Below are 19,304 nucleotides of genomic sequence, written 5' to 3'. Positions count from 1 at the left end.
TAAGGCATCCTTAAGGATTGTCTGTTAGTTTTGCTGAAGACTGTAACTTGAAAGGAATGGGCAAGGGCTCTTGACATCAGCCGCAGCAACCTGCAGTGCAAACTGAAGAAATACCGTCTGGACGACGACCCGAAGTAAAAATTTCTGCTCAATTCCCTTTCAGGAACCCTTGTGGTGTTCAAATTTTTATACACAAAACAGCTCAGCCGCAATCCAACGAGCCGAATTTACATGGATGTCGCGGCTGGCAGGCAACTTGCGTAATGCACTCCCTGAAAATTTCCTCTTTTTCGAGAAGGTGCCGTATGTCGAACCGTTTTTTCGTTGCCCGCTTCAAACCCCTGCTGGCCGTTTCCCTCTTCTACCTGCTGCTGTCGGCCCTGCTGCGACTGATCCTGTGGAAGGTTTTCGGACCGGGCTCCGAGGTCGGCTGGACCGCCCTCCCCGGCATCCTGCTGGTCGGCGCGGTCAACGACCTGGTGGCGCTGGTGTTTCTCAACCTGCCGGCGAGCCTCTACCTGGGACTGGTTCCCGACCGCCTGGCCCGCAGCCGCTGGCACCGACGCCTGTTTGCAGTCATCATCTTTCTCAGCCTGTTCGGACTCATCTACCTCGCCCAGGTCGAGTTTTTCTTCTTCGACGAATTCGACGCCCGCTTCAACCTGGTCGCCGTCGACTACCTGATCTATCCCCGCGAGGTATTGATCAACATCTGGGAATCCTACCCGGTTCTCTGGTTCCTGTTCATCGACGCTATCCTGGCGGCGCTGCTGTTCGGCAAATTCCGGGAGCGGGTGCTGACCGCCTTCAGCGAACCCTGCCCTTGGCGCCGCCGGCTGCCGGTCGTCGCCTGTCACCTGCTCCTGTTGTTGCCGGCCTTGTGGCTGTCGACCGACAGCTTCGATTTTTCCACCAACCGGGTCACCAACGAACTGGCCCACAGCGGCATCAGCAGCCTGTTCAAGGCCTTTCACACCAACCAGCTGAACTATGACGTCTACTATCGCACCCTGCCGGGGAAACAGGCCTTCGCACTGACCCGCGCCCAACTCGAAAAAGATGGTGAATTCATCGACAGCAATCCCGAGAACCTCAACCGCAGGCACCCGGGACGCAGTAACGGACTCGGTCCGCTGAACGTCGTGGTGGTGGTCGAAGAATCCCTCAGCGGAGACTTTACCGGGATTTTCGGCAATCGCGACAAGCTGACGCCCAACCTTGACCGACTGGCCCGGCAGGGACTGCTCTTCACCCGCGCTTATGCCTCCGGAACCCGCACCGTGCGGGGGCTGGAAGCGATCAGCAGTTCCTTCCCACCGATCCCCAGCGAGGCAATCGTCAAACGCCCAGGCAGCGAAAACATCGCCAACTGGGGCAAGGTCATGAAACAGCATGGCTACCAGGTGAGTTTCCTCTACGGCGGCTACGGCACCTTCGACAACATGAACCACTTTTTCAGCAGCAACGGTTTCGCCGTCAGTGACCGGACCGATATCCCCAACCCCTCCTTCGCCAATATCTGGGGGGTCGCCGACGGTGACCTGTTCAATCACGCTCTCGACTATTTCGATCAGCGGGCCCAAACCGGCAAACCCTTCTTCTCAATGATCATGTCGACATCCAACCACCGCCCCTATACCTTTCCCGAGGGGATTCCCGGCATCCCGGCCAAGGGCGGCGGCCGTGCCGCCGGGGTCCGCTACGCCGACTATGCCCTCGGCCAGTTCCTGCAACAGGCCGAAGAGCATCCCTGGTTCGACAACACCCTGTTTGTCATCGTTGCCGACCATTGCTCCCGGCTCCGGGGCAGCGCCGAAGTCCCGATCGCCCACTACCATATTCCGCTCATCTTCTATTCTCCCGGGCACCTGCCCCCGGGCCGCTTCGATGCCCCCATCGGCCAGATCGACATCGCCCCCACGGTCCTCGGCCTGCTCGGGCTCGATTACACCGCTCCCTTCTACGGCATCGACGTCCTCAACCAACAGGGCGACCCGCAACAGCATCCGCTGCTGCTCAACCACAACCACGATGTCGCCATGCTGGTCGATGACCGGATGGTGGTCCTCGGCCTGCATAAAACGGCGACCCTCTATCGCTACGACCGGAAAACCAACTCCCAGCAGAAGCTGGCGGATGACCGACAACTGTTTGATCGCGCCACCGCCATCTACCAGAGTGCCTATGAGCTGTTTACCCGCAGACTCTATCGTTGACCGAGTTCGGCGAAGAGCCTCATCGTGAGCAACAACGCCGCCTTCGCTGCCAACTGGCCGGATGAACCAATTTATGTTACTTTTCACGCCAGATGGCCGGAACCCCGGCCGCAGGGGAAACCTCATGGAATTCTCAGCTGATTTTATCCCCGGAGGGGTCGGATGAAAAAAATTTCCTTTGTTATTCCCGTCTACAATGAAGAAGGGAACCTGCAGCAGTTGTGGGAACAGATCGCCCGCGTGACGGACCGCCTGCAGATCGACTTTCAGCTGCTGCTGGTCGACGACGGCAGCACCGACGGCAGTTTCGACCTGATCCGCAGCCTGGCGGAGCAGCACCCGCAGATCGGCTATCTGCGCCTGGCCCGCAACAGCGGCCAGTCCGCCGCTCTTTACGCCGGTTTTCAGGCGGCGGACGGAGATGTGATCGTCACCATGGATGCCGACCTGCAGAATGACCCGGCCGACCTGCCGGAGATGCTGCGCTATTACGGCGACTACGACATGGTGACCGGCTGGCGCTACAATCGCCAGGACTCCCTGTCGAAAAAGATCGGCAGCCGTATCGGCAACGGCTTCCGCAACTGGCTGACCAGCGAGAACATCCATGACACCGGCTGCTCCCTCAAGGTGATGCGCGCCGAGATGCTCAAACGGATCAAGATGTTCCGCGGCCTGCACCGCTTCCTGCCGACCCTGATGCGCCTGGAAGGCGCCCGGGTCAAGGAGGTCAAGGTCAATCACCGCCCCCGCCTGCACGGAGAATCAAAATACACCAACCTGCGTCGCGGCATCGAGGGTTTCTACGATGTCATCGCCGTGCGCTGGATGCAGAAACGCCATCTGAACATCGAGATCGGAGAACGCCATGACCAAGAGTGAAGGAGCGATCCTGGTTCTCGGTTTCACCGGGCAGGCGCTCTTCTTCATGCGTTTCCTGGTGCAGTGGCTGTACTCGGAAAAACACCGGCGCAGCATGATTCCCGTCGCCTTCTGGTATTTCAGCCTCGGCGGCAGCAGCCTGTTGCTGGTCTACGCCATCATCCGCAAGGATCTGGTCTTTATCGTCGGCCAGTCGACCGGCTTCAGCATCTATCTGCGCAATCTCTACCTGATTTCACGGGAACGTAAGGAAAAGCAGGCGCATGCCGAAAAAAATCAGTAACCGCCCGTTGCTGCTGCTGTTCACCGGCTACATCCTGCTGCTGCTCCTGCCGGCCGGGACAATGCCGCTGATGGAGAGTACCGAGGCGCGTTATGCCGAGATCGCCCGCGAGATGGTGGTCTCCGGCAACTACTTCGAACCCTACTACAACGGCATCAAGCACTTTCACAAACCGCCCCTGACCTACTGGGCCGTCGCCGCCGGCTACAAGCTGTTCGGCATGAACGACTTCGGCGCCCGGTTCTTCGGCGTGCTGGCCGCCGGTCTGGCGGTCTTCTTCCTGTACCGCATCGCGCGACTGTTTTTTGAAAAACAAAAGACGGCGCTGATCGCCGCGATAGTCTTCGGCTCGTCGCTGATGTTTCTGACCGTCTCGCGGCTCGCCTCGACGGAAATCTACCTGGCCTGTTTCACCCTCGCCGCCCAGTACTTCCTGTTCCGCCAGCTCTACGGCCGACGTCATTGGAGCAACGCCTTGCTCTACGGGCTGTTTCTCGGCCTCGGGTTTTTCACCAAGGGGCCGATCATCCTGCTCTTCACCCTGCTGCCGGCGCTACTGGCCAAGCTCTGGGATCCTGAACACCGGAAAATCTTCAGCTGGAAGGAAACCGCCCTGGCCGCCGCGGCCTTCGCGCTGGTCGCGCTCCCCTGGTATCTGCTGGTGGTGGCGAAAAATCCCGGACTGCTCTACTATTTTCTCAAGGTCCAGACCGTCGACCGGGTGGTCACCAACCGCTTCCGCCGCTACCAGCCCCCCTGGTATTTCCTCTACATCTTCCCGGCCACGTTCTTCCCCTACATCCTGTTCTTCCTCCGCGGCCTCGGCAACTGGCGGCACCTGGCGCCGCGGCTGAAGACCAGCCTGATCTATATCGTCGCCCCGCTGTTGGTCTTTTCCCTGGCCAAGGGCAAACACGCCACTTACGTGCTGCCCTTCTACGGCATGGCCGCGATACTGACCGCCGCAGCCGTTGAGCAACTCAGCATGCCGCGATTGCGGGCGCTGGCGATTATCATCCTGGCACCGGTCGCCCCGGCCCTCGCCGCCGCCGGCTGGTTCTATCCGCCCCTGGCGGGGCAGAAGCCGTGGCTGCTGGCCGCCGCGCTGGTCGCCGGGTTCCTGCTGGTGACGGCCTGGCGACAGCGGACAACAGACCGTTACTGGGGCTGGCTGGCTGGGTTCCTGTTGTTTTTTTCCAGCGTCGGCATCTGGGGCGTCGGGATCGCCGCCCCGCAGATGCGCGGCTATGAACAGATGGCGGAGGCCATGAACCGCATCGACCCGGATCGGCGGCTGGAGCTGCTGGTCTACCAGAATTTCCTTCCCTCGCTCTCCTTCTACCGCAACAAGCTGGCCGTCTCCGGTCCCGGGGTGGTACGGGAGACGCAGTTTCAGCCGGAGGAGAGCTTCCGCCGCTGGTATCCCGCCGACGAAACGGATCTGACAGTCTTCCTCGGAGAGCAGAACCGTCTGTTCGTGGTCGTCAACAGCGGCACTATCGACGCCTTCACGGGCCGATACGCCATGAGCTGCGAACCGGTCTTCATTCAGCGCAAAAAGAGCGCCTACCTCTGCCGGACGACAGCAGAAGCACCCGCCGCCGACTGAACATCCGGTGCAGCATCTTCCGCGAGCCGGGCAATTCGCGTATAATGCCCGCGACCTCTGACCCAAAGGAGCTTGCGACCCTATGCCCGCCCCGAACTGGCTCGACTTCGACCGGCAGCACCTCTGGCATCCCTATGCCGCGATGAACAGTGACCTGCCGGTCTTCCCGGTGGTGGCCGCCTCGGGTGTTCGGCTGAAACTGGCCGACGGCCGCGAGCTGATCGACGGCATGGCCTCCTGGTGGTCGGCGATCCACGGCTACAACGTGCCGGAACTGAACGCCGCCGCAAAATCCCAACTGGAAAAGATGGCCCACGTCATGTTCGGCGGCCTCACCCACCCGGCGGCGGCCGAACTGGGACAGCTGCTGGTCGAGATCACTCCCGAACCGTTGCAGCATGTCTTCTTCGCCGACTCCGGCTCGGTCGCGGTCGAGGTGGCGCTGAAGATGGCGCTGCAGTACTGGTTCAGCTGCGGCCGCCCGGAGAAGAACCGCCTGCTGACCATCCGCAACGGCTACCACGGCGACACTTTCGGCGCCATGGCGGTCTGCGATCCCGACACCGGCATGCACGGCATCTGGTCGAACCTGCTGCCGCGGCACCTGTTCGCCCCGGCACCGCAATGCCGCAACGACAATGAGTGGGACGATGGCGACATCGCCGAACTGGAACGGCTGGTCGAGCAGCACCACGCGGAGCTGGCGGCGATCATCCTCGAACCAATCGTTCAGGGGGCCGGGGGGATGCGCTTCTACGCTCCCGAATACCTGCGCCGGGTGCGCGCCCTCTGCAACCAGTACGAACTGCTGCTGATCGCCGACGAGATCGCCACCGGCTTCGGCCGCAGCGGCAGGCTGTTCGCCTGCGAACATGCCGGCGTCAGCCCCGACATCCTCTGTCTCGGCAAGGCCCTGACCGGCGGCTACCTGACCCTGGCGGCCACCCTGACCACCGCCCGGGTGGCGGAAACCCTCTCCTCCGGCAGCCCCGGGGTCTTCATGCACGGTCCGACCTTCATGGCCAACCCGCTGGCCTGCGCCATCGCCGCCGCCAGCGTGCGACTGCTGCTGCAGTCCCCCTGGCAGCGGCGCGTCGCCGCCCTGCAGCAGGGACTGGAAAATGGCCTCACGCCATGCCGGGAACTGCCGCAGGTCGCCGACGTACGCGTCCTCGGCGGCATCGGCGTGGTCGAGATGCGACAACCGATCAACCTCGGGGACATCGGGCCGAAATTCGTTGAACGCGGGGTCTGGGTGCGCCCCTTCGGCAGGCTGGTCTATGTCATGCCGCCCTATATCATGTCGGACGCAGATCTCGCCGTCCTGACCGGCGCCATCGGCGATGTCGTCAGCGGAATCCATTGATCGATGCGACTGCTGCTGATCGCCAACCCGGTTGCCGGCGGCAATGCCAGGCCCCGAATCGACAGGACGTTGAAACTGCTGCGCGACGCCGGGGCCGACGTGGAGCTGGCACTGACAACGGCGGCCGGCGATGCAGAACGCTGGGCCGCCGACGCCGGAAGCGACAACCGCTGGAGACGACTGCTGGTCGCCGGCGGCGACGGCACCCTCAACGAGGCCGCCAACGGCCTGGTCGGCAGCGATCTGCCGATGGCGTTCCTACCGCTCGGCACCGCCAATGTCTTCGCCCTGGAGACCGGCCTGCCGACGACAGCGGAAACCCTTTGCCGCCTGGCGCTCGAAGGAAAACCGCGGCCGATTCATCTCGGCCGCGCCGGTGAGCGATACTTCCTGCTGATGGCGGGGCTCGGTTTCGATGCCGAGGTGGTGCGCCGGGTGCGGCTGGGACTCAAGCGCCGCATCGGCAAGGGAGCCTACCTGGTCAGCGCCCTGGAAACCCTGGCCGCCTTCCCACCATTCCCGCTCGAAATCGAGACCGACGCCGGGCGCTTCAGCGGCCATGGAGCCATCATCAGTAACGCCCGGCTTTACGGCGGCCCCTTCAGTTTCACCCCCACGGCCGATCTCTTCAGCGACCGGCTTGAAGTCTGCCTGTTCCAGCGATGGAACCGCCGGACCCTGTTCCAGCACGCCCTGGCCCTGTTGCGTCGCCGGCCCCTCGATCCCCGGAGGGTGAAGATCTTCACCTGCCGCCGGGTCAGCATCATATCGCCCCAGGTGCCGGTTCAGCTCGATGGAGACTTTTTCGGCCACACGCCGCTTGATTTCACTGTCGGTGAACATACCCTGAAGATGATCCTGCCCTGACCATCGCCCGACATCCCCCTCTTCCCACAGGCCCGTCATGCCATCGATGGTGATTTGCCCGATTCCGGGCAGAGTACCTGAATCAGTGAGTAGACACCCGACCAACAATGATATATGATGACGTTATCATGTTCCGAAGGGGGTTGAAATGCGTACCATTATTGATTTGCCCGAGCCGCAGATTGAAAGACTCCGTGAGATGAGTGACCGTCAGGGGCTGTCCCGCGCCGAGCTGGTCCGACGTGCCGTGGCTGAATATCTCGCGCGGCACCAGGGGGAAGGCAGTGAAGAGGCGTTCGGCCTGTGGAAGAAACGCAAGACGGACAGTCTGAATTACCAGGATCAGCTGCGCGAGGAGTGGCAGCGGTGAAGGCCCTGCTCGACACCAATATCCTCATCGATTACCTGAACGGCATCGAGCAGGCCCGGGAGGAGCTGGATCGTCATGACCGGCTGCTTGTCAGTGTCATCACCTGGATGGAGGTCATGGTCGGTGCCACAGCAGAAGAGGACGCGCCCGTCCGGGCGTTTCTGTCGCGGTTCGAGGTGGTTTCCATCAATCCCGAGATCGCCGAACGTGCGGTCGAGATCCGGCGACAGACCGGGATCCGCCTGCCCGATGCCATCATCTGGGCCAGCGCGCAGTGCGAAGACGCCCTGCTGGTCAGCCGCAACAGCAGGGACTTCCCGCCCGATGCGCCGGGGGTGAGGGTGCCCTATCTTCTTTGATGTGACCTCTTTGATGTGACCGGTCCGGCCTGCCGCACCTGCCGATACGCTGGCCGGTCATAAACGGATGATTATAGAATGTCCCCTCAATCTTGGCCTTTGTTTTTGCGTCTTTCGTCAACTTTGTTTTTATGTATCTGTGGAGATTTCTAATTCCGCTAATTCCGGGGACATAATACTATTTCCTGTTGACCTGAAACGACCCCACTCGTAGCATCTACCCATGGCACGCCTCTCCCGACTCGTTGTCCCCGGCTATCCGCACCATGTTACCCAGCGCGGTGTGCGCTCGATGGATATTTTTGACCATGACGATGACCGATGGGCCTATCTTGACTTCATGCAGCAGGAAGCCAGGCGCTTCGGCGTGGAATTCCTAGCCTGGTGCCTGATGAGCAACCATATGCATCTGATTGCCGTTCCAGCTGCTCCCGAGACCCTGGCCCGTGCCATCGGCGAGGCTCATCGGCGTTACACTCGCATGAAAAACTTCGCTGCCGGCCGTTACATTGAGAACAATCCCGTCAAGGCCGGGATAGTACCAGCGGCAACCGATTACCCCTGGTCGAGCGCCCGCTACCTGTGCGGACTGATCGATTCCGATCCCCTGCTGCGCGAACGGCCGCTAGCCGGCATGGTGGACGACTGGCCGCAGTTTCTGCGGGATGGAGGAACGGAACCGGAAACGGTTCTGCTGGAGAAGACCCGCACCGGCCGCCCTGCCGGCAGCGAGGACTTTATCAGAAAGCTGGAACAACAGACCGGGCGAACCCTGTTGCCGGGACGGCCGGGGGGCCACCGAAGAGGAGAAAGAAATAGGTATTGTGTCTCCGGATTTTCGGGATTTTCGGGTTTTCTGGGCCAGCGCGCAGTGTGAAGACGCCCTGCTGGTCAGTCGTAACAGCAGGGACTTCCCACCCGATGCGCCGGGGGTGAGGATGCCCTATCTTCTTTGAGTTATCAGCCCGCAAAATTTGAGAACGATCACTTACTTACCTGCATGATGGATGGCTTGCCGCACCTACCGATACACTGAGCCGGCCATAAGCGGACGATTCAACAACGTATAACACTCGTATAACGTATAATTCCTGACTGCCCCCCGACAGCAAGTTTTCTGCTATCCTTGAAACTCCATATCATAACCGTTGCCAATCCGGTATAACGGCTTTTTCGAGGTTGTATGCACTTTCTCCATCTCTTCACCGCCCTCGCCATTGTGCTGCTTGGCTCCCTGGTCGGCGGCCGTCTGGCGGCCCTGCTGCGTCTGCCGCGGGTTACCGGCTACCTGCTGGCCGGGCTGTTGCTCGGCCCCTCCTGCGCCGAACTGCTCGGCCTGCCGCCGCTGCTGGCCGAGGACGCGCTGCGGGAACTCGACGTTCTCGGCAATCTCGCCCTGGCCCTGATCATGGTCAACATCGGCGGCCAGTTCCGTACCGATCATCTGCGCCGCTACCGTCACCGGATCGCCATCTTCTCCCTGGGAGAAACCGGGTTGACCTTCGTCCTGGTGGCGGTCAGCTGCTTCCTCGTCAACCAGTTGCTGATGAACGTCGTGGTCGGCAACATGACCCTGACCCAGACCTCTCTCGCTTTCGGCCTGCTGCTGGGACTGATCGCCATCGCCACCGCCCCGGCGGCGACCCTGATGGTGATCCGCGAATACGAGGCCGCGGGTCCGGTGACCAACACCGTGCTGACCCTGGTCGGATTGAACAACCTTGCCTCGGTGCTGCTCTTTATCCTTGCGGAACAACTGCTGACCGGCAGCGGCTTTTCGCTGCAGCTGTTTTCCCGGATGTTCGGACCGCTGCTGCTCGGCGGCCTGCTCGGCTTCCTGATGTCGGTCTGGGGGCAACGCCTGGAACAGGGCAGCGAGTACAAGATCCTGCTGCTCGGCGGCATCGCCGCCTGCACCGCTCTCAGCCTGGCGCTGCAGGTCGACAGCCTGCTCGCCAGCCTGGCGCTCGGCATGGTGCTGGCCAACAGTTCACCGCGCTGGCACCGGATGCTTGAATCACTGCGGCAGATCGACTACCCGCTCTATGTCGCCTTCTTCGTCCTTGCCGGCGCCAACCTGCACATCCAGACCCTTGGCCACATCGGCCTGCTCGGGGTCATCTACGTGATCGCCCGCACCGTCGGCAAACTGGTCGGCGCCTGGTGCGGTGCCCGCATCGGCGGATTCAGCCTGCGCGAACAGCGCTACGTTGGCGCCACCCTGCTGGCCCAGGCCGGGGTCGCCATCGGCCTGGCCCGAAACCTGGTCATCGACTGGCCGGAAATGGGCGCATTGCTGCAGACCGTGGTTCTCGGCGCCGTGGTGGTGTTCGAAATCTTCGGCCCGCTCGCCGTTCGTCACGGGCTGGTTCATTCCGGCGAAGTCCCGCTGCTTTCGCTGCTGCAGAAGCAGGCGCCGCAGAGCGCCCTGGAAGGACTGCACAGCGTGGTCCACCATTTCCGCGCCTCTCTCGGCCTGCCGGACGGCCACAAGGTCAGCGATCCGGGAGATATCCTGGTGCGTCACATCATGCGGCAAAACGTCGAAACCCTGCACAATGACACCGGCTACCACGAGCTGCTGCGCTTGATCGCTCACAGCCGGTACGACCGCTTCCCGGTGGTCGATCAGCGGGACCGCTTTATCGGCATGATCAACTACACCGAGATCCGCAGCCTGCTGTTCGAACCTGACCTGGCAAGCCTGGTGGTGGCCGGCGACCTGGTCACCAGTGTCCAGCACGCGGTCTTTCCGCAACAGTCGCTGCGCGAGGTGCTCGACCTGTTCCAGCAGCAGCGGGACGTCAGCTTCTTCCCGGTGGTCGATCCGGATGAGCCGACCCGCCTGCTGGGCATCCTCAGCCAGAACGACGTCCTCTCCGCTTTCAGGCGGCTGGCGGAGAAGGCGTAATCCATTTACCCATGAAGGCAATCTCGCGCCCGTTCGCTTGCGCTCCCTTGACGATTCCAGTCGCGATCACATCGGTTCACCCAGCACAATCAGCCCCTTACGCACTACAGTTCCAGGACGCTGGCACTACAGTTCCAGGACGCTGGATTTTTTATCAAATCAAGGCGCTGCCTCGATGAGCGCGGATGCGTAGCGGCAGTTACGTCGCACAAGCGAAACGGGGCGGCAACGCAGAGTTGATCCTGAATCCGTGAGCCCCTTGTCGGCGGAGAGCACAAGTCATTGATCTGCCTGAGCTTCCCAAAAATCACCAGCGAACCTATGGGTGCGCTTCAGATTTTTGGAAATCTCATTCAGACCAAGCACTTGCACTCTCCATCCAACAGGAACTCACGGATTCAGGTTGATGAAAAAGCCGGCGGCATCAAACAAAAAGGGCGGCCCGCATCGGGTCGCCCTTTTGTTTGTTTTCATGTCCTCGCCGGCTTACTTCTTCATCAGCGCCGCAGCCTTTTTCGCTTCCGGAGATTTGGGAAACCGTTCCTGCAGCTTGGCCCAGATCACCCGGGCGTTATCCTTGTCGCCGAGAGCCTGGAAAGCCAGCCCCTGCTTGAGCAGGGCCGATGCCACCTTCGGCTGGTCCCCGTATTTCTCGACCACATCCTGGAACTGCAGGATGGCATTTTCGTACTTCTTCTCCCCGTACCAGGCTTCACCGATCCAGTAGGTGGCATTCACCGCCAGGTGATGCTTGGGGTACTGCTTGAGAAAGGCCTGCAGCCGCTCACGGCCGAGGGCGAAGTTGTTCTGATTGCGGATCGCGTCCAGCCCCTGCTGATAAAGCTCTTCGGCACTTACGGGCGCGGGCGCTGTCGCCGCGACTTTCGGCGGCGCCTTCTCCAGCTTGGCGAGGCGTTCTTCGATGGCCTTGACCTTGAAGCGCAGTTCATCACGCAGAGAGGTCAGCTCCGCCTGCAGTTTCTGCCGGGCGGCCGCCTGTTCCTCGACATCCCCCTGCATGCTGAGAACCTGATTGCGAAAGCTGTCGAAATCGGCCTTGAGGTCGGCCTGGCCGCGGGTCAGTCCGGCCAGCTGTTGCTGTCCACCACCGGCAGCCTGCGCCTTGCGCAACTCCACCAGGGCCGTTTCATTGGCCGCCAGGCGACGCTTCATTTCCGCCAGATCCTGGTCGATGCGCTGCTGCTGTTGCGGGTTGGCACAACCGCCAAGGATCATCACCAGCAGCAGAAATCCGAGATAGCACGCTTTCATAACGCCTCCTCAAAGACCTGAAATAAAAAGGGCCGCGCTGCAGAACAGCGCGGCCCCCGTATCCATCTTAAGCCGATCAGCGGACCGCTTTGAACTCGTCACGCCGGTTCTTGGCCCAGGCCGCTTCGTTGCTGGCCGGGTCGAGGGGCATCTCTTCACCGTAGGAGATGGTCGAGATCCGGTCGGCGGCCACGCCGAGTGAAACCAGGTAGTCCCGCGCGGCAATCGCCCGTCGCTCACCGAGCGCCAGGTTGTATTCATCGGAACCGCGCTCGTCGCAGTGCCCTTCGATCCGCACCTTGACACCGGGATTGGCCTGCAGCAGGGCGGCGTTGGCGGCAAGGATGTCACGCGCCTGAGCCGAGAGACTGAACTGGTCGAAATCAAAATGAATCCGCTGCAACTGCCGGGCGACGGCCTCGATGTCGGCCGGAACCTGCTCCTTGACGGAGGACTCGCTCACCCCCTGATCGGCAACCGCGGTCGGCTGCTCGACAGCAACCTTGGTCTCGACCGGGGCTTCAGCGGGAGCCTGCTGCGCGGCGGGCTTTTTCGCACAACCAACGGCCAACAGGGAACACAGCGCCACAACGGCAATCCACTGCATTACGACAACCTTCTTCATGGTGTTCCACTCCTTTCAAACGTCTATAGAAATGATATTGTTACCGAAAAACCCTAGTAAAACAGCCTCGATTATACAGAAAGCCTGTGAAAAGACAACTAGGATTGCATTAATCTTGGCGATGGCAACGACGGAGGTTACCAGCGCGGCGACCAGGCCGGATGGTTGCAGTTGCCGGAACCGCCGGAAACCTTGACCGAACCGCTGCCGTCGGCACGCATCAGGTAGATCGCCTTCCTGCCGCTTTCATCCGACGAATAGACCAGAAAGCGCCCGTCCGGACTCCAGCGCGGATGTTCCTTGTTGCCGGGACCGAAGGTCAGCCGCCGTTCTTCGCTGCCGTCGGGCCGGATCAGGTAGATGTCGAACAGGCTTCCCTCCTTGCGGCTGAAGGCGATCCAGTCCCCCTTCGGGCTCCAGGCCGGGGTGACATTGTACTTGCCGTTCAGGGTCAGGCGCTGCGGATCACCGCCGGCGGTGGAAAGCAGAAAGATGTGGGGATTGCCGCGCCGGTTGGAGACAAAGGCAATCCGATCACCGTCCGGACTCCAGGTCGGATCGATGTCGATTCCCCAGTAGCGGGTCAGTCGCCTGCTGATCCCGCCGTCGCCGTTGAGCAGGTAGATTTCCGAATTGCCGTCCTTCGACAGGGTCAGGGCGATTCGGTCGTCCTGCGGCGAGAAACGGCCGCCGACGTTGAGCCCGCGTCGGGCGGAAAGCCGCGACTCGCGGCCGCTGAAGATGTCCCGCTGGTAAAGATCGGGATTCCCGGCCCGGTAGCTGGTGAAAATCACCCGGCGCCCGTCAGCGGAGAAATCGGGATTGAGGACGATGGAGCGATGATTTGTAATCCGCACCGGCTTGTGGCCGTCAACCTCCATCAGGTAGAGTTCCTTGCGCCCGCTCTGGTCGGAGATGTACGCCAGCCGGCTGCTGAAGGGGCCGAGGCTGCCAGTCAGGCTTTTCAGAATCTGGTCGGCGAAGGCATGAGCTATGCGGCGGACATCACCCGGCTTGCCGACATAACGGCGACCGTTGAGCAGCCGCCGGGCGCGAACATCAAACAGCCGCGCCTCGACCACCAGCTGTCCGCCGCGCAGCGAGTAACCGCCCTTGATCAGCATCTCGGCTCCCAGCAGCCGCCATTCGGCGAAATCCACATCGATGGAAAGCAGTCCCAGCCTGCCGGCATCGGCGAGAAAGGCGCGCGGGTCGATGCGGCTGAAAAGACCGGTCAGCTCAAGGTCCCAGGAGAGAACCTGGTTGAACTCCTCGGCCAGGGCCGGGTTGCGGCCGTCGTCGAGCGGCTGCAGGACGGTCAGCGCCAGCGGTATCTGCTGTTGCCCCGGGGCACTGATTTCGATGGCGCTCCAGGCCGGCGTAACCAGAACCAGCAGCAGCAACAGCGGCAGAATCAATCGTGTCATGATTATTCCTGAAGATCCTTGAGGTTGAACTTGATGATTTCCCTGATGGTTCGGCCCGGCGGCGGTTCAAGCCGATCAACCCGGCGAATCGCCCGGGTAATCGAATCATCAAAACGACGATCCCCCGAACTCTTCATGACCGTGTAGTCGCGCAGAAAGCCGCGGGCATCATAAACCACTTCGACATCCGCCTTGAGATCAAGACTCCTGACCTGGTACTTCGACAGGCTCCAGGCACTCTTGTAGGCCTGCTGCAGCCAGGTCCGGTAGGAAACCCCGGCCTCACTGCCGGTACCGGCGGTTTCGCCGAGAGGCGCCTTGCTGCCCGGCGACCGGCGGGTGTCCTGCGCCTCCAGGGCCGCCAGTTTCCGTTTCAGTTCCTCACGTTCCCGCTTGCGCCTGAGCTTCTCGATGACGCTTTCGGTCTGGCGATAGTCAACCTTCGGTTTCGGCCGAGTCCTGCTGACCGCCTTCGGCCGAGCCTTCGATTTGGCCTTGACCTTGGGTTTTGATTTGGCTTTGGCCTTGGGTTTCGCTTTCGGCTTGGGTTTCGGCCTGACAACCGGCTTGGGTTTCGGTTTCGCTTTCGGTCGGGCCTTGACCTTGTGTTTCGGCGTCCCGTCCGGTCGCCCGGCCTGCGGATTTTTGACCGGCAGATTGACCAGGTCGACCACGTAGACCGGCGGCTTCGAATGCTGCATGCGCGGCAGCAGCCAGCCGCCGAAGAGCAGCACCAGCAGCAGGTGCAGCCCGAATGAATAGCCGAGCATCGCGGCCAGGCGCGGATCGCGTCGTCCCCCGGCCTGCCGCCGCCAGCGGCTGTTGTGACCGCTCCCGCTCACCTCAGCGCTCGGGCTCCTCAGCCACCATGCCGAGCTTGGCGACCCCGGCGGCCTTGATCGCCGCCATCACCTGCACCACCCGCCCGTAGGGGACCTTGCGGTCGGCTTCGAGGAAGACTTCCTTCGACTTGCGTCCGCGCAGAACCTGCTCCAGCACCGGGGTCAGCTTTGCCGGCGAGGGAACCGCCGACTTGCCGACACTGATCGCGCCGTCAGCGGCAACCGTGACCACCAGCGGTTCCTGCGCGCCGGTCATGGCCGGCGCATCCTTCACCTCCGGCAGCTCCACCTCAACCCCGGTCTCCATCATCGGCGCGGTGACCATGAAGATGATCAGCAGCACCAGCATGACATCGACAAAAGGGGTGACATTGATCTGGCAGAGGGTGCTGCGTCCAGAGTTGCCGCGGGTTCCGACTTCCATCGTCTAGTCCCGTCCCATGCGCTGCACGATATTGAGAAATTCCTGGCAGAAGTTGTCCATTTCTCCGGTCAACACGTTGACCTTGTTGACGAAGTGGTTGTAGGCCATGACCGCCGGAATCGCCGCCACCAGGCCGATGGCGGTGGCGATCAGCGCCTCGGAAATTCCCGGCGCGACCACCGCCAGCGAGGCGCTGCCGGTCTTGCCGATGCCGTGGAAGGAATCCATGATCCCCCAGACGGTGCCGAACAGGCCGATAAAGGGAGCGGTCGATCCGGTGGTGGCGAGAAAGGTGAGATATTTTTCCAGCCGCTGGGTTTCACTGGTGGTGGCGCGGCGCAGGGCGCGGGCGACATTGGCCGACCGACCCAGTTCGGCGCTCGGGCCGCCGCCCTCGCTCGGCTGCCGGCTGCCGCGCAGCAGCTCCTGGTAACCCTCGCGGAACAGAACGGTCAGCGGTGACTGGGAAAAATCCTTGAGCCCCTGGCCGATCAGATCAAAGCGTTTCTTCGCCCAGAAGAAATCGAGAAAACGATCCGAGTCAATGATCGCCCGGCGGACAACCCGAAACTTGAGAAAAATGATGGCCCAGGAAACAATGGAAAAATAGGCGAGAACCAGCAGGACCAGCTTGACGACCGGCCCCGCACCGAGGATCAGTTCCAAGGGACTCCTCCTTGCGGCGATACATGAATGATCAATGATGGCGTCGCAAAAACTCACCAGCAGCAGCAAAGCTGCGTTTGTCTCGCTGCTTCAACGTACGTAAGTACGCCTCATTGCTCGACAATCGCGCACCTTGCTGCCGGTGCTTTTTGCTTAGCCAACACTCTTGATGCTTTTTGCGAAAGCATCAAGAGTGGCGATCTGAAAAACACCAACTGCGGCGATTATTGACGATCGCCCGGGGCAAGTCAACGTGCTTACCCACAGCCCGGTCCCGCCGCGCGGAGGCTTGCCTTCGACGGCAGGCGGGGTAAGCTTGCTCTGTATGCTCGATCTCAAGCTCATCCAGCAGGCCGCCGCCCGGCTCGAAGGACAGGTTCGCCGCACGCCGCTGCTGCAGTCGGCCTATTTCAGCCAAAAACTCGGCCGGCCGCTGCTGCTGAAATGCGAGAACCTGCAGCGCACCGGCTCCTTCAAGCTGCGCGGCGCCTACAACTTTCTCGCCTGCCAGCCCCGCAAGCGCATCGCCCCGGGGGTGATCACGGCCTCTGCCGGTAATCACGCCCAGGGCGTGGCCCACGCCGCTCAGCTGTTCCAGATTCCGGCGACGGTGGTGATGCCGGTCAGCACCCCGCTAGCCAAGGAACAGGCGACCCGTCACTACGGTGCCGAGGTTATTCTGCATGGAGAAAACTACGATGCCGCGGCGGCCCATGCCAGGCAGCTGCAGCGACAGAACAAGCTGGTCTACCTGCCCGCCTTCGATCATCGTCTGGTGATCGCCGGGCAAGGAACCATCGGCCTGGAAATCCATGCCCAGCGTCCCGATCTGGCGGCGTTGCTGGTGCCGATCGGCGGCGGCGGACTGATCAGCGGTGTGGCCAGCGCCCTCAAGGCCCTCAACCCACGCATCCGTATCATCGGCGTTGAGGCGGCCGGAGCCGCCGGCGCGCTGCACTCAAGGCGGAGCGGAAAGCGCGTCCGCCTGGCCTCGACACATTCCCTGGCGGACGGTATCGTGGTCAAACAGCTCGGTGCCGAAACCTTTCCACTGATCGAGGAGCTGGTCGACCATCTGCTCACTGTTGAAGAAGAGGAGATCGCCCAGGCGATCGTCGGACTGCTGGAAAAAACCAAGCTGGTGGTCGAAGGGTCGGCGGCGGTCACCCTGGCCGCCCTGCTCTTCCACGCGCCGAAGCTGCCGCCCGGACCGGTCGCCTGCCTGCTGTCGGGCGGCAACATTGATGTCCAGACCCTCTCCCGGGTGGTGCAGCGCGGCATGATCGCCGAAGGCCGGTTTCTGAAAATCCTTGTCAACCTCGATGATGCCCCTGGCAACCTGGCACGGCTCAGCCAACTGCTGGCCGGGCAGGGAGCCAATATCCTGCACGTTCATCATGACCGTCGACTGAGCAGCATTCCCCTCGGCCGGGCCGAGGTGCTGCTCGAACTCGAAACCCGCGGCCCCGAACATATTGCCGCCATCCTCGACGCCCTGCACCGCCAGACCTGGGGCGCCGAAGTGCTGCACTGAAGCCATGTCCGACCATCCCGTCAATGACCGTCTGTTTCTGATCGGCACCGTACACCGCGACCGGTACGGGGAAGAACGTCTCGGCCGCCTCCTTGAACAACTGCGACCAGGCCTGGTCACGGTTGAAATGAGCCCCTACGCCCGCGACTACCGGACCGGGCAGGCCCGATCGCAACTGCTGCGGCTGGAGCGGATCCTGAAACGCCTGGCCGAAGAGCTGGGCTGCCCGCTTCAGCAACTCAACCGGCATCCGGCCATTGCCGACATCCGCGGCCTGCTGGCGCTGCCTTTTGAATACCGGGCGGCCCGTGCCTATGCCGACGCCGGCGGCGCGATCCTGAAACTGGTCGATCTCTCGGAAGTCTCGATCCCGAAACTGCGCCGGGTGGAAACCGGGCTGATCAGCTACCGCAACCTGAAGATCCTGGTGCGCCGACCGACCGGGGTCCCGGCGTCGGGAAGCGAAGGCTATGCCGGCGCCCGGCAGCTGCTGGCCGAGGATGCCCCGGAGAGCCTGCGTCGCGCCTTTCTCCGCAGCCGACGCGGCGCCGAAGGGATCGGCCCGCGTGACGCGGCCATGGCTGAAAAAATTGTCGAACTGCTGCAACGCCGGCCGGAACAACGGCTGGTGCATATCGGCGGCTGGGTGCACCTGATCGATGACCCGCAACAGCAGACACTCTACAGCCGTCTTGCCGCCTGGCGGCCGCAGCGGCTGCTGCTGGGACGTCGCCTGGCAGGGTGTTGAAAAAGCTACGCTCCCCGGGCTGAGCAGGCAAGGCGCCTGAAACCCGCGGCACAAGGCGTCGCGGAGCGGATCTCGCTGAGGCGGGAAGAGGTGGCCGGGGAAGGATGTTAAATCAAGGATGCCAGATGGGCGCGGACAAAGGCGGCGGTCCGCGAACCGGGACTGCACTGCAACAGCCGCCGCAGCGCCGCGGCATCATCAAGGTCGTACCAGGCGGACAGTTCGCCCAAGCGGATGCCGGCCCGATCAGCCGCCTGCCGGGTGCTGTCCAGCACCTCGGCGGTACTCCAGGCGATATCCCGAAACAGCTCCGGACAGGGCCGACGACAACCGATCAGCACATAGCCGCCGTCATCGGCCGGAACGGTCACCGCGTCTGCCGTCCGCAACGCGGCAAAGGCCTCATCGACCAGGGCCCGCGGCAGGTCGGGGCTGTCGCTGCCGACCAGGGCCGCCGCCCGGAAGCCATCGGCAAGAAGACCGTGCAGGGCCCGCGCCATGCGCTGCCCGAGATCTCCCTCCCCCTGGGGCCGCAGTTCTATCGCTGGAAAATGGTCCGCGAACCAGTCCCTTTCACCGGCATGGAAAAGCACCAGCGGACGGCCGCAGGCCGAAAGCCTGGCAACCGTCTCGTCGAGACAGGCCGCATAGAGAGCCGCCGCCTGCTCCGGGGAACAGGGGGGACAAAGCCGGGTCTTGACCCGGCCGGGAAGGGGCCGCTTGGCAAACACACCCAACACCTGGGATGCTTTATCGTCACTGTGAATCTGTTTCTGTCGCAGGGACTTTTCCACGCTTTCCACAACCTTATCCACAGCGTTGACCAGTACCCTGTAACCCACAATCTGTTCGCATCTTGCTGGTTATTTTCCGCGTCAGCTGCGTTGCGCTTCACCGCTTCAT

Annotated in this window: 19 protein-coding genes; 12 read left to right on the top strand and 7 right to left on the bottom strand. The window is 62.2% G+C overall.

Annotated elements, in window-relative coordinates:
• Window positions 1-305 precede the first annotated feature (305 nt).
• The 10 genes from B5V00_RS15020 (at window position 306) to B5V00_RS14970 (ending at window position 10,863) form a co-directional block, all read left to right on the top strand.
• Window positions 306-2,216, top strand: coding sequence for an LTA synthase family protein (locus B5V00_RS15020; protein WP_172399775.1), 1,911 nt, complete (start codon window positions 306-308; stop codon window positions 2,214-2,216).
• A gap of 162 nt (window positions 2,217-2,378) precedes the next feature.
• A complete protein-coding gene (locus B5V00_RS15015) occupies window positions 2,379-3,098 on the top strand; it encodes a glycosyltransferase family 2 protein (protein ID WP_085011633.1) in 720 nt (239 codons plus the stop codon).
• Window positions 3,085-3,381: a lipid-A-disaccharide synthase N-terminal domain-containing protein gene (locus B5V00_RS15010; protein ID WP_085011632.1), complete on the top strand. Its 297-nt coding sequence runs from the start codon at window positions 3,085-3,087 to the stop codon at window positions 3,379-3,381. The genes B5V00_RS15015 and B5V00_RS15010 overlap by 14 nt, the downstream gene beginning before the upstream one ends.
• Window positions 3,362-4,990: an ArnT family glycosyltransferase gene (locus B5V00_RS15005; protein WP_245803995.1), complete on the top strand. Its 1,629-nt coding sequence runs from the start codon at window positions 3,362-3,364 to the stop codon at window positions 4,988-4,990. Before B5V00_RS15010 ends, B5V00_RS15005 begins: the two co-directional genes overlap by 20 nt.
• A gap of 82 nt (window positions 4,991-5,072) precedes the next feature.
• On the top strand, window positions 5,073-6,356 hold the full coding sequence (bioA, locus tag B5V00_RS15000) for an adenosylmethionine--8-amino-7-oxononanoate transaminase (RefSeq protein ID WP_085011631.1): 1,284 nt from the start codon (window positions 5,073-5,075) through the stop codon (window positions 6,354-6,356).
• 3 nt (window positions 6,357-6,359) lie between these two features.
• Window positions 6,360-7,223, top strand: a complete 864-nt coding sequence (locus tag B5V00_RS14995; protein ID WP_085011630.1) for a diacylglycerol/lipid kinase family protein — start codon at window positions 6,360-6,362, stop codon at window positions 7,221-7,223.
• A gap of 148 nt (window positions 7,224-7,371) precedes the next feature.
• Window positions 7,372-7,593 (top strand): ribbon-helix-helix domain-containing protein, encoded by a 222-nt coding sequence (locus B5V00_RS14990; RefSeq protein WP_085011629.1) that lies wholly within the window; start codon window positions 7,372-7,374, stop codon window positions 7,591-7,593.
• Entirely contained in the window at window positions 7,581-7,952 is a 372-nt protein-coding gene (locus tag B5V00_RS14985) for a type II toxin-antitoxin system VapC family toxin (RefSeq protein ID WP_085011628.1), read from the top strand. The genes B5V00_RS14990 and B5V00_RS14985 overlap by 13 nt, the downstream gene beginning before the upstream one ends.
• Before the next feature lie 223 nt (window positions 7,953-8,175).
• Window positions 8,176-8,829 (top strand): transposase, encoded by a 654-nt coding sequence (locus B5V00_RS14980; protein ID WP_245803994.1) that lies wholly within the window; start codon window positions 8,176-8,178, stop codon window positions 8,827-8,829.
• 306 nt (window positions 8,830-9,135) lie between these two features.
• Entirely contained in the window at window positions 9,136-10,863 is a 1,728-nt protein-coding gene (locus tag B5V00_RS14970; protein WP_085011627.1) for a cation:proton antiporter domain-containing protein, read from the top strand.
• Window positions 10,864-11,349: 486 nt separating this feature from the next.
• On the opposite strand, the gene ybgF is transcribed toward B5V00_RS14970, so the two are convergent.
• The 6 genes from ybgF to tolQ all read right to left on the bottom strand — a co-directional run bounded on the left by ybgF (window position 11,350) and on the right by tolQ (window position 16,119).
• Window positions 11,350-12,135, bottom strand: coding sequence for a tol-pal system protein YbgF (gene ybgF, locus B5V00_RS14965; RefSeq protein ID WP_085011626.1), 786 nt, complete (start codon window positions 12,133-12,135; stop codon window positions 11,350-11,352).
• Between the two features lie 76 nt (window positions 12,136-12,211).
• Window positions 12,212-12,760 carry a peptidoglycan-associated lipoprotein Pal gene (pal, locus tag B5V00_RS14960; protein WP_085011625.1) on the bottom strand — a complete coding sequence of 183 codons (549 nt, stop codon included), beginning with the start codon at window positions 12,758-12,760 and terminating at the stop codon, window positions 12,212-12,214.
• A gap of 137 nt (window positions 12,761-12,897) precedes the next feature.
• Window positions 12,898-14,187 carry a Tol-Pal system beta propeller repeat protein TolB gene (gene tolB / locus B5V00_RS14955; RefSeq protein ID WP_085011624.1) on the bottom strand — a complete coding sequence of 430 codons (1,290 nt, stop codon included), beginning with the start codon at window positions 14,185-14,187 and terminating at the stop codon, window positions 12,898-12,900.
• 2 nt (window positions 14,188-14,189) lie between these two features.
• A complete protein-coding gene (locus B5V00_RS14950; RefSeq protein ID WP_085011623.1) occupies window positions 14,190-15,029 on the bottom strand; it encodes a TonB C-terminal domain-containing protein in 840 nt (279 codons plus the stop codon).
• 1 nt (window position 15,030) lies between these two features.
• The gene (gene tolR / locus B5V00_RS14945) at window positions 15,031-15,453 is read right to left on the bottom strand and encodes a protein TolR (protein WP_085011622.1); all 423 of its coding nucleotides are present in this window, start codon (window positions 15,451-15,453) and stop codon (window positions 15,031-15,033) included.
• 3 nt (window positions 15,454-15,456) lie between these two features.
• Window positions 15,457-16,119 (bottom strand): protein TolQ, encoded by a 663-nt coding sequence (gene tolQ / locus B5V00_RS14940; RefSeq protein ID WP_085011621.1) that lies wholly within the window; start codon window positions 16,117-16,119, stop codon window positions 15,457-15,459.
• A gap of 325 nt (window positions 16,120-16,444) precedes the next feature.
• On the opposite strand from tolQ, the gene ilvA reads away from it, so the two are divergent.
• Both ilvA and B5V00_RS14930 read left to right on the top strand, forming a co-directional pair.
• Window positions 16,445-17,653, top strand: a complete 1,209-nt coding sequence (ilvA, locus tag B5V00_RS14935) for a threonine ammonia-lyase (RefSeq protein WP_085011620.1) — start codon at window positions 16,445-16,447, stop codon at window positions 17,651-17,653.
• Window positions 17,654-17,657: 4 nt separating this feature from the next.
• A complete protein-coding gene (locus B5V00_RS14930) occupies window positions 17,658-18,401 on the top strand; it encodes a hypothetical protein (protein ID WP_085011619.1) in 744 nt (247 codons plus the stop codon).
• 107 nt (window positions 18,402-18,508) lie between these two features.
• On the opposite strand, the gene B5V00_RS14925 is transcribed toward B5V00_RS14930, so the two are convergent.
• Window positions 18,509-19,204 (bottom strand): TIGR04282 family arsenosugar biosynthesis glycosyltransferase, encoded by a 696-nt coding sequence (locus tag B5V00_RS14925; RefSeq protein ID WP_172399774.1) that lies wholly within the window; start codon window positions 19,202-19,204, stop codon window positions 18,509-18,511.
• Window positions 19,205-19,304: the final 100 nt, after the last annotated feature.

Origin of the sequence: Geothermobacter hydrogeniphilus (genome assembly GCF_002093115.1) — a bacterium.
In the GTDB taxonomy this organism is placed as follows: Bacteria; Desulfobacterota; Desulfuromonadia; order Desulfuromonadales; family Geothermobacteraceae; genus Geothermobacter_A; species Geothermobacter_A hydrogeniphilus.
Note: the sequence above shows the minus strand (reverse complement) of the source record. Positions and strands in the feature narration are given on the sequence as shown.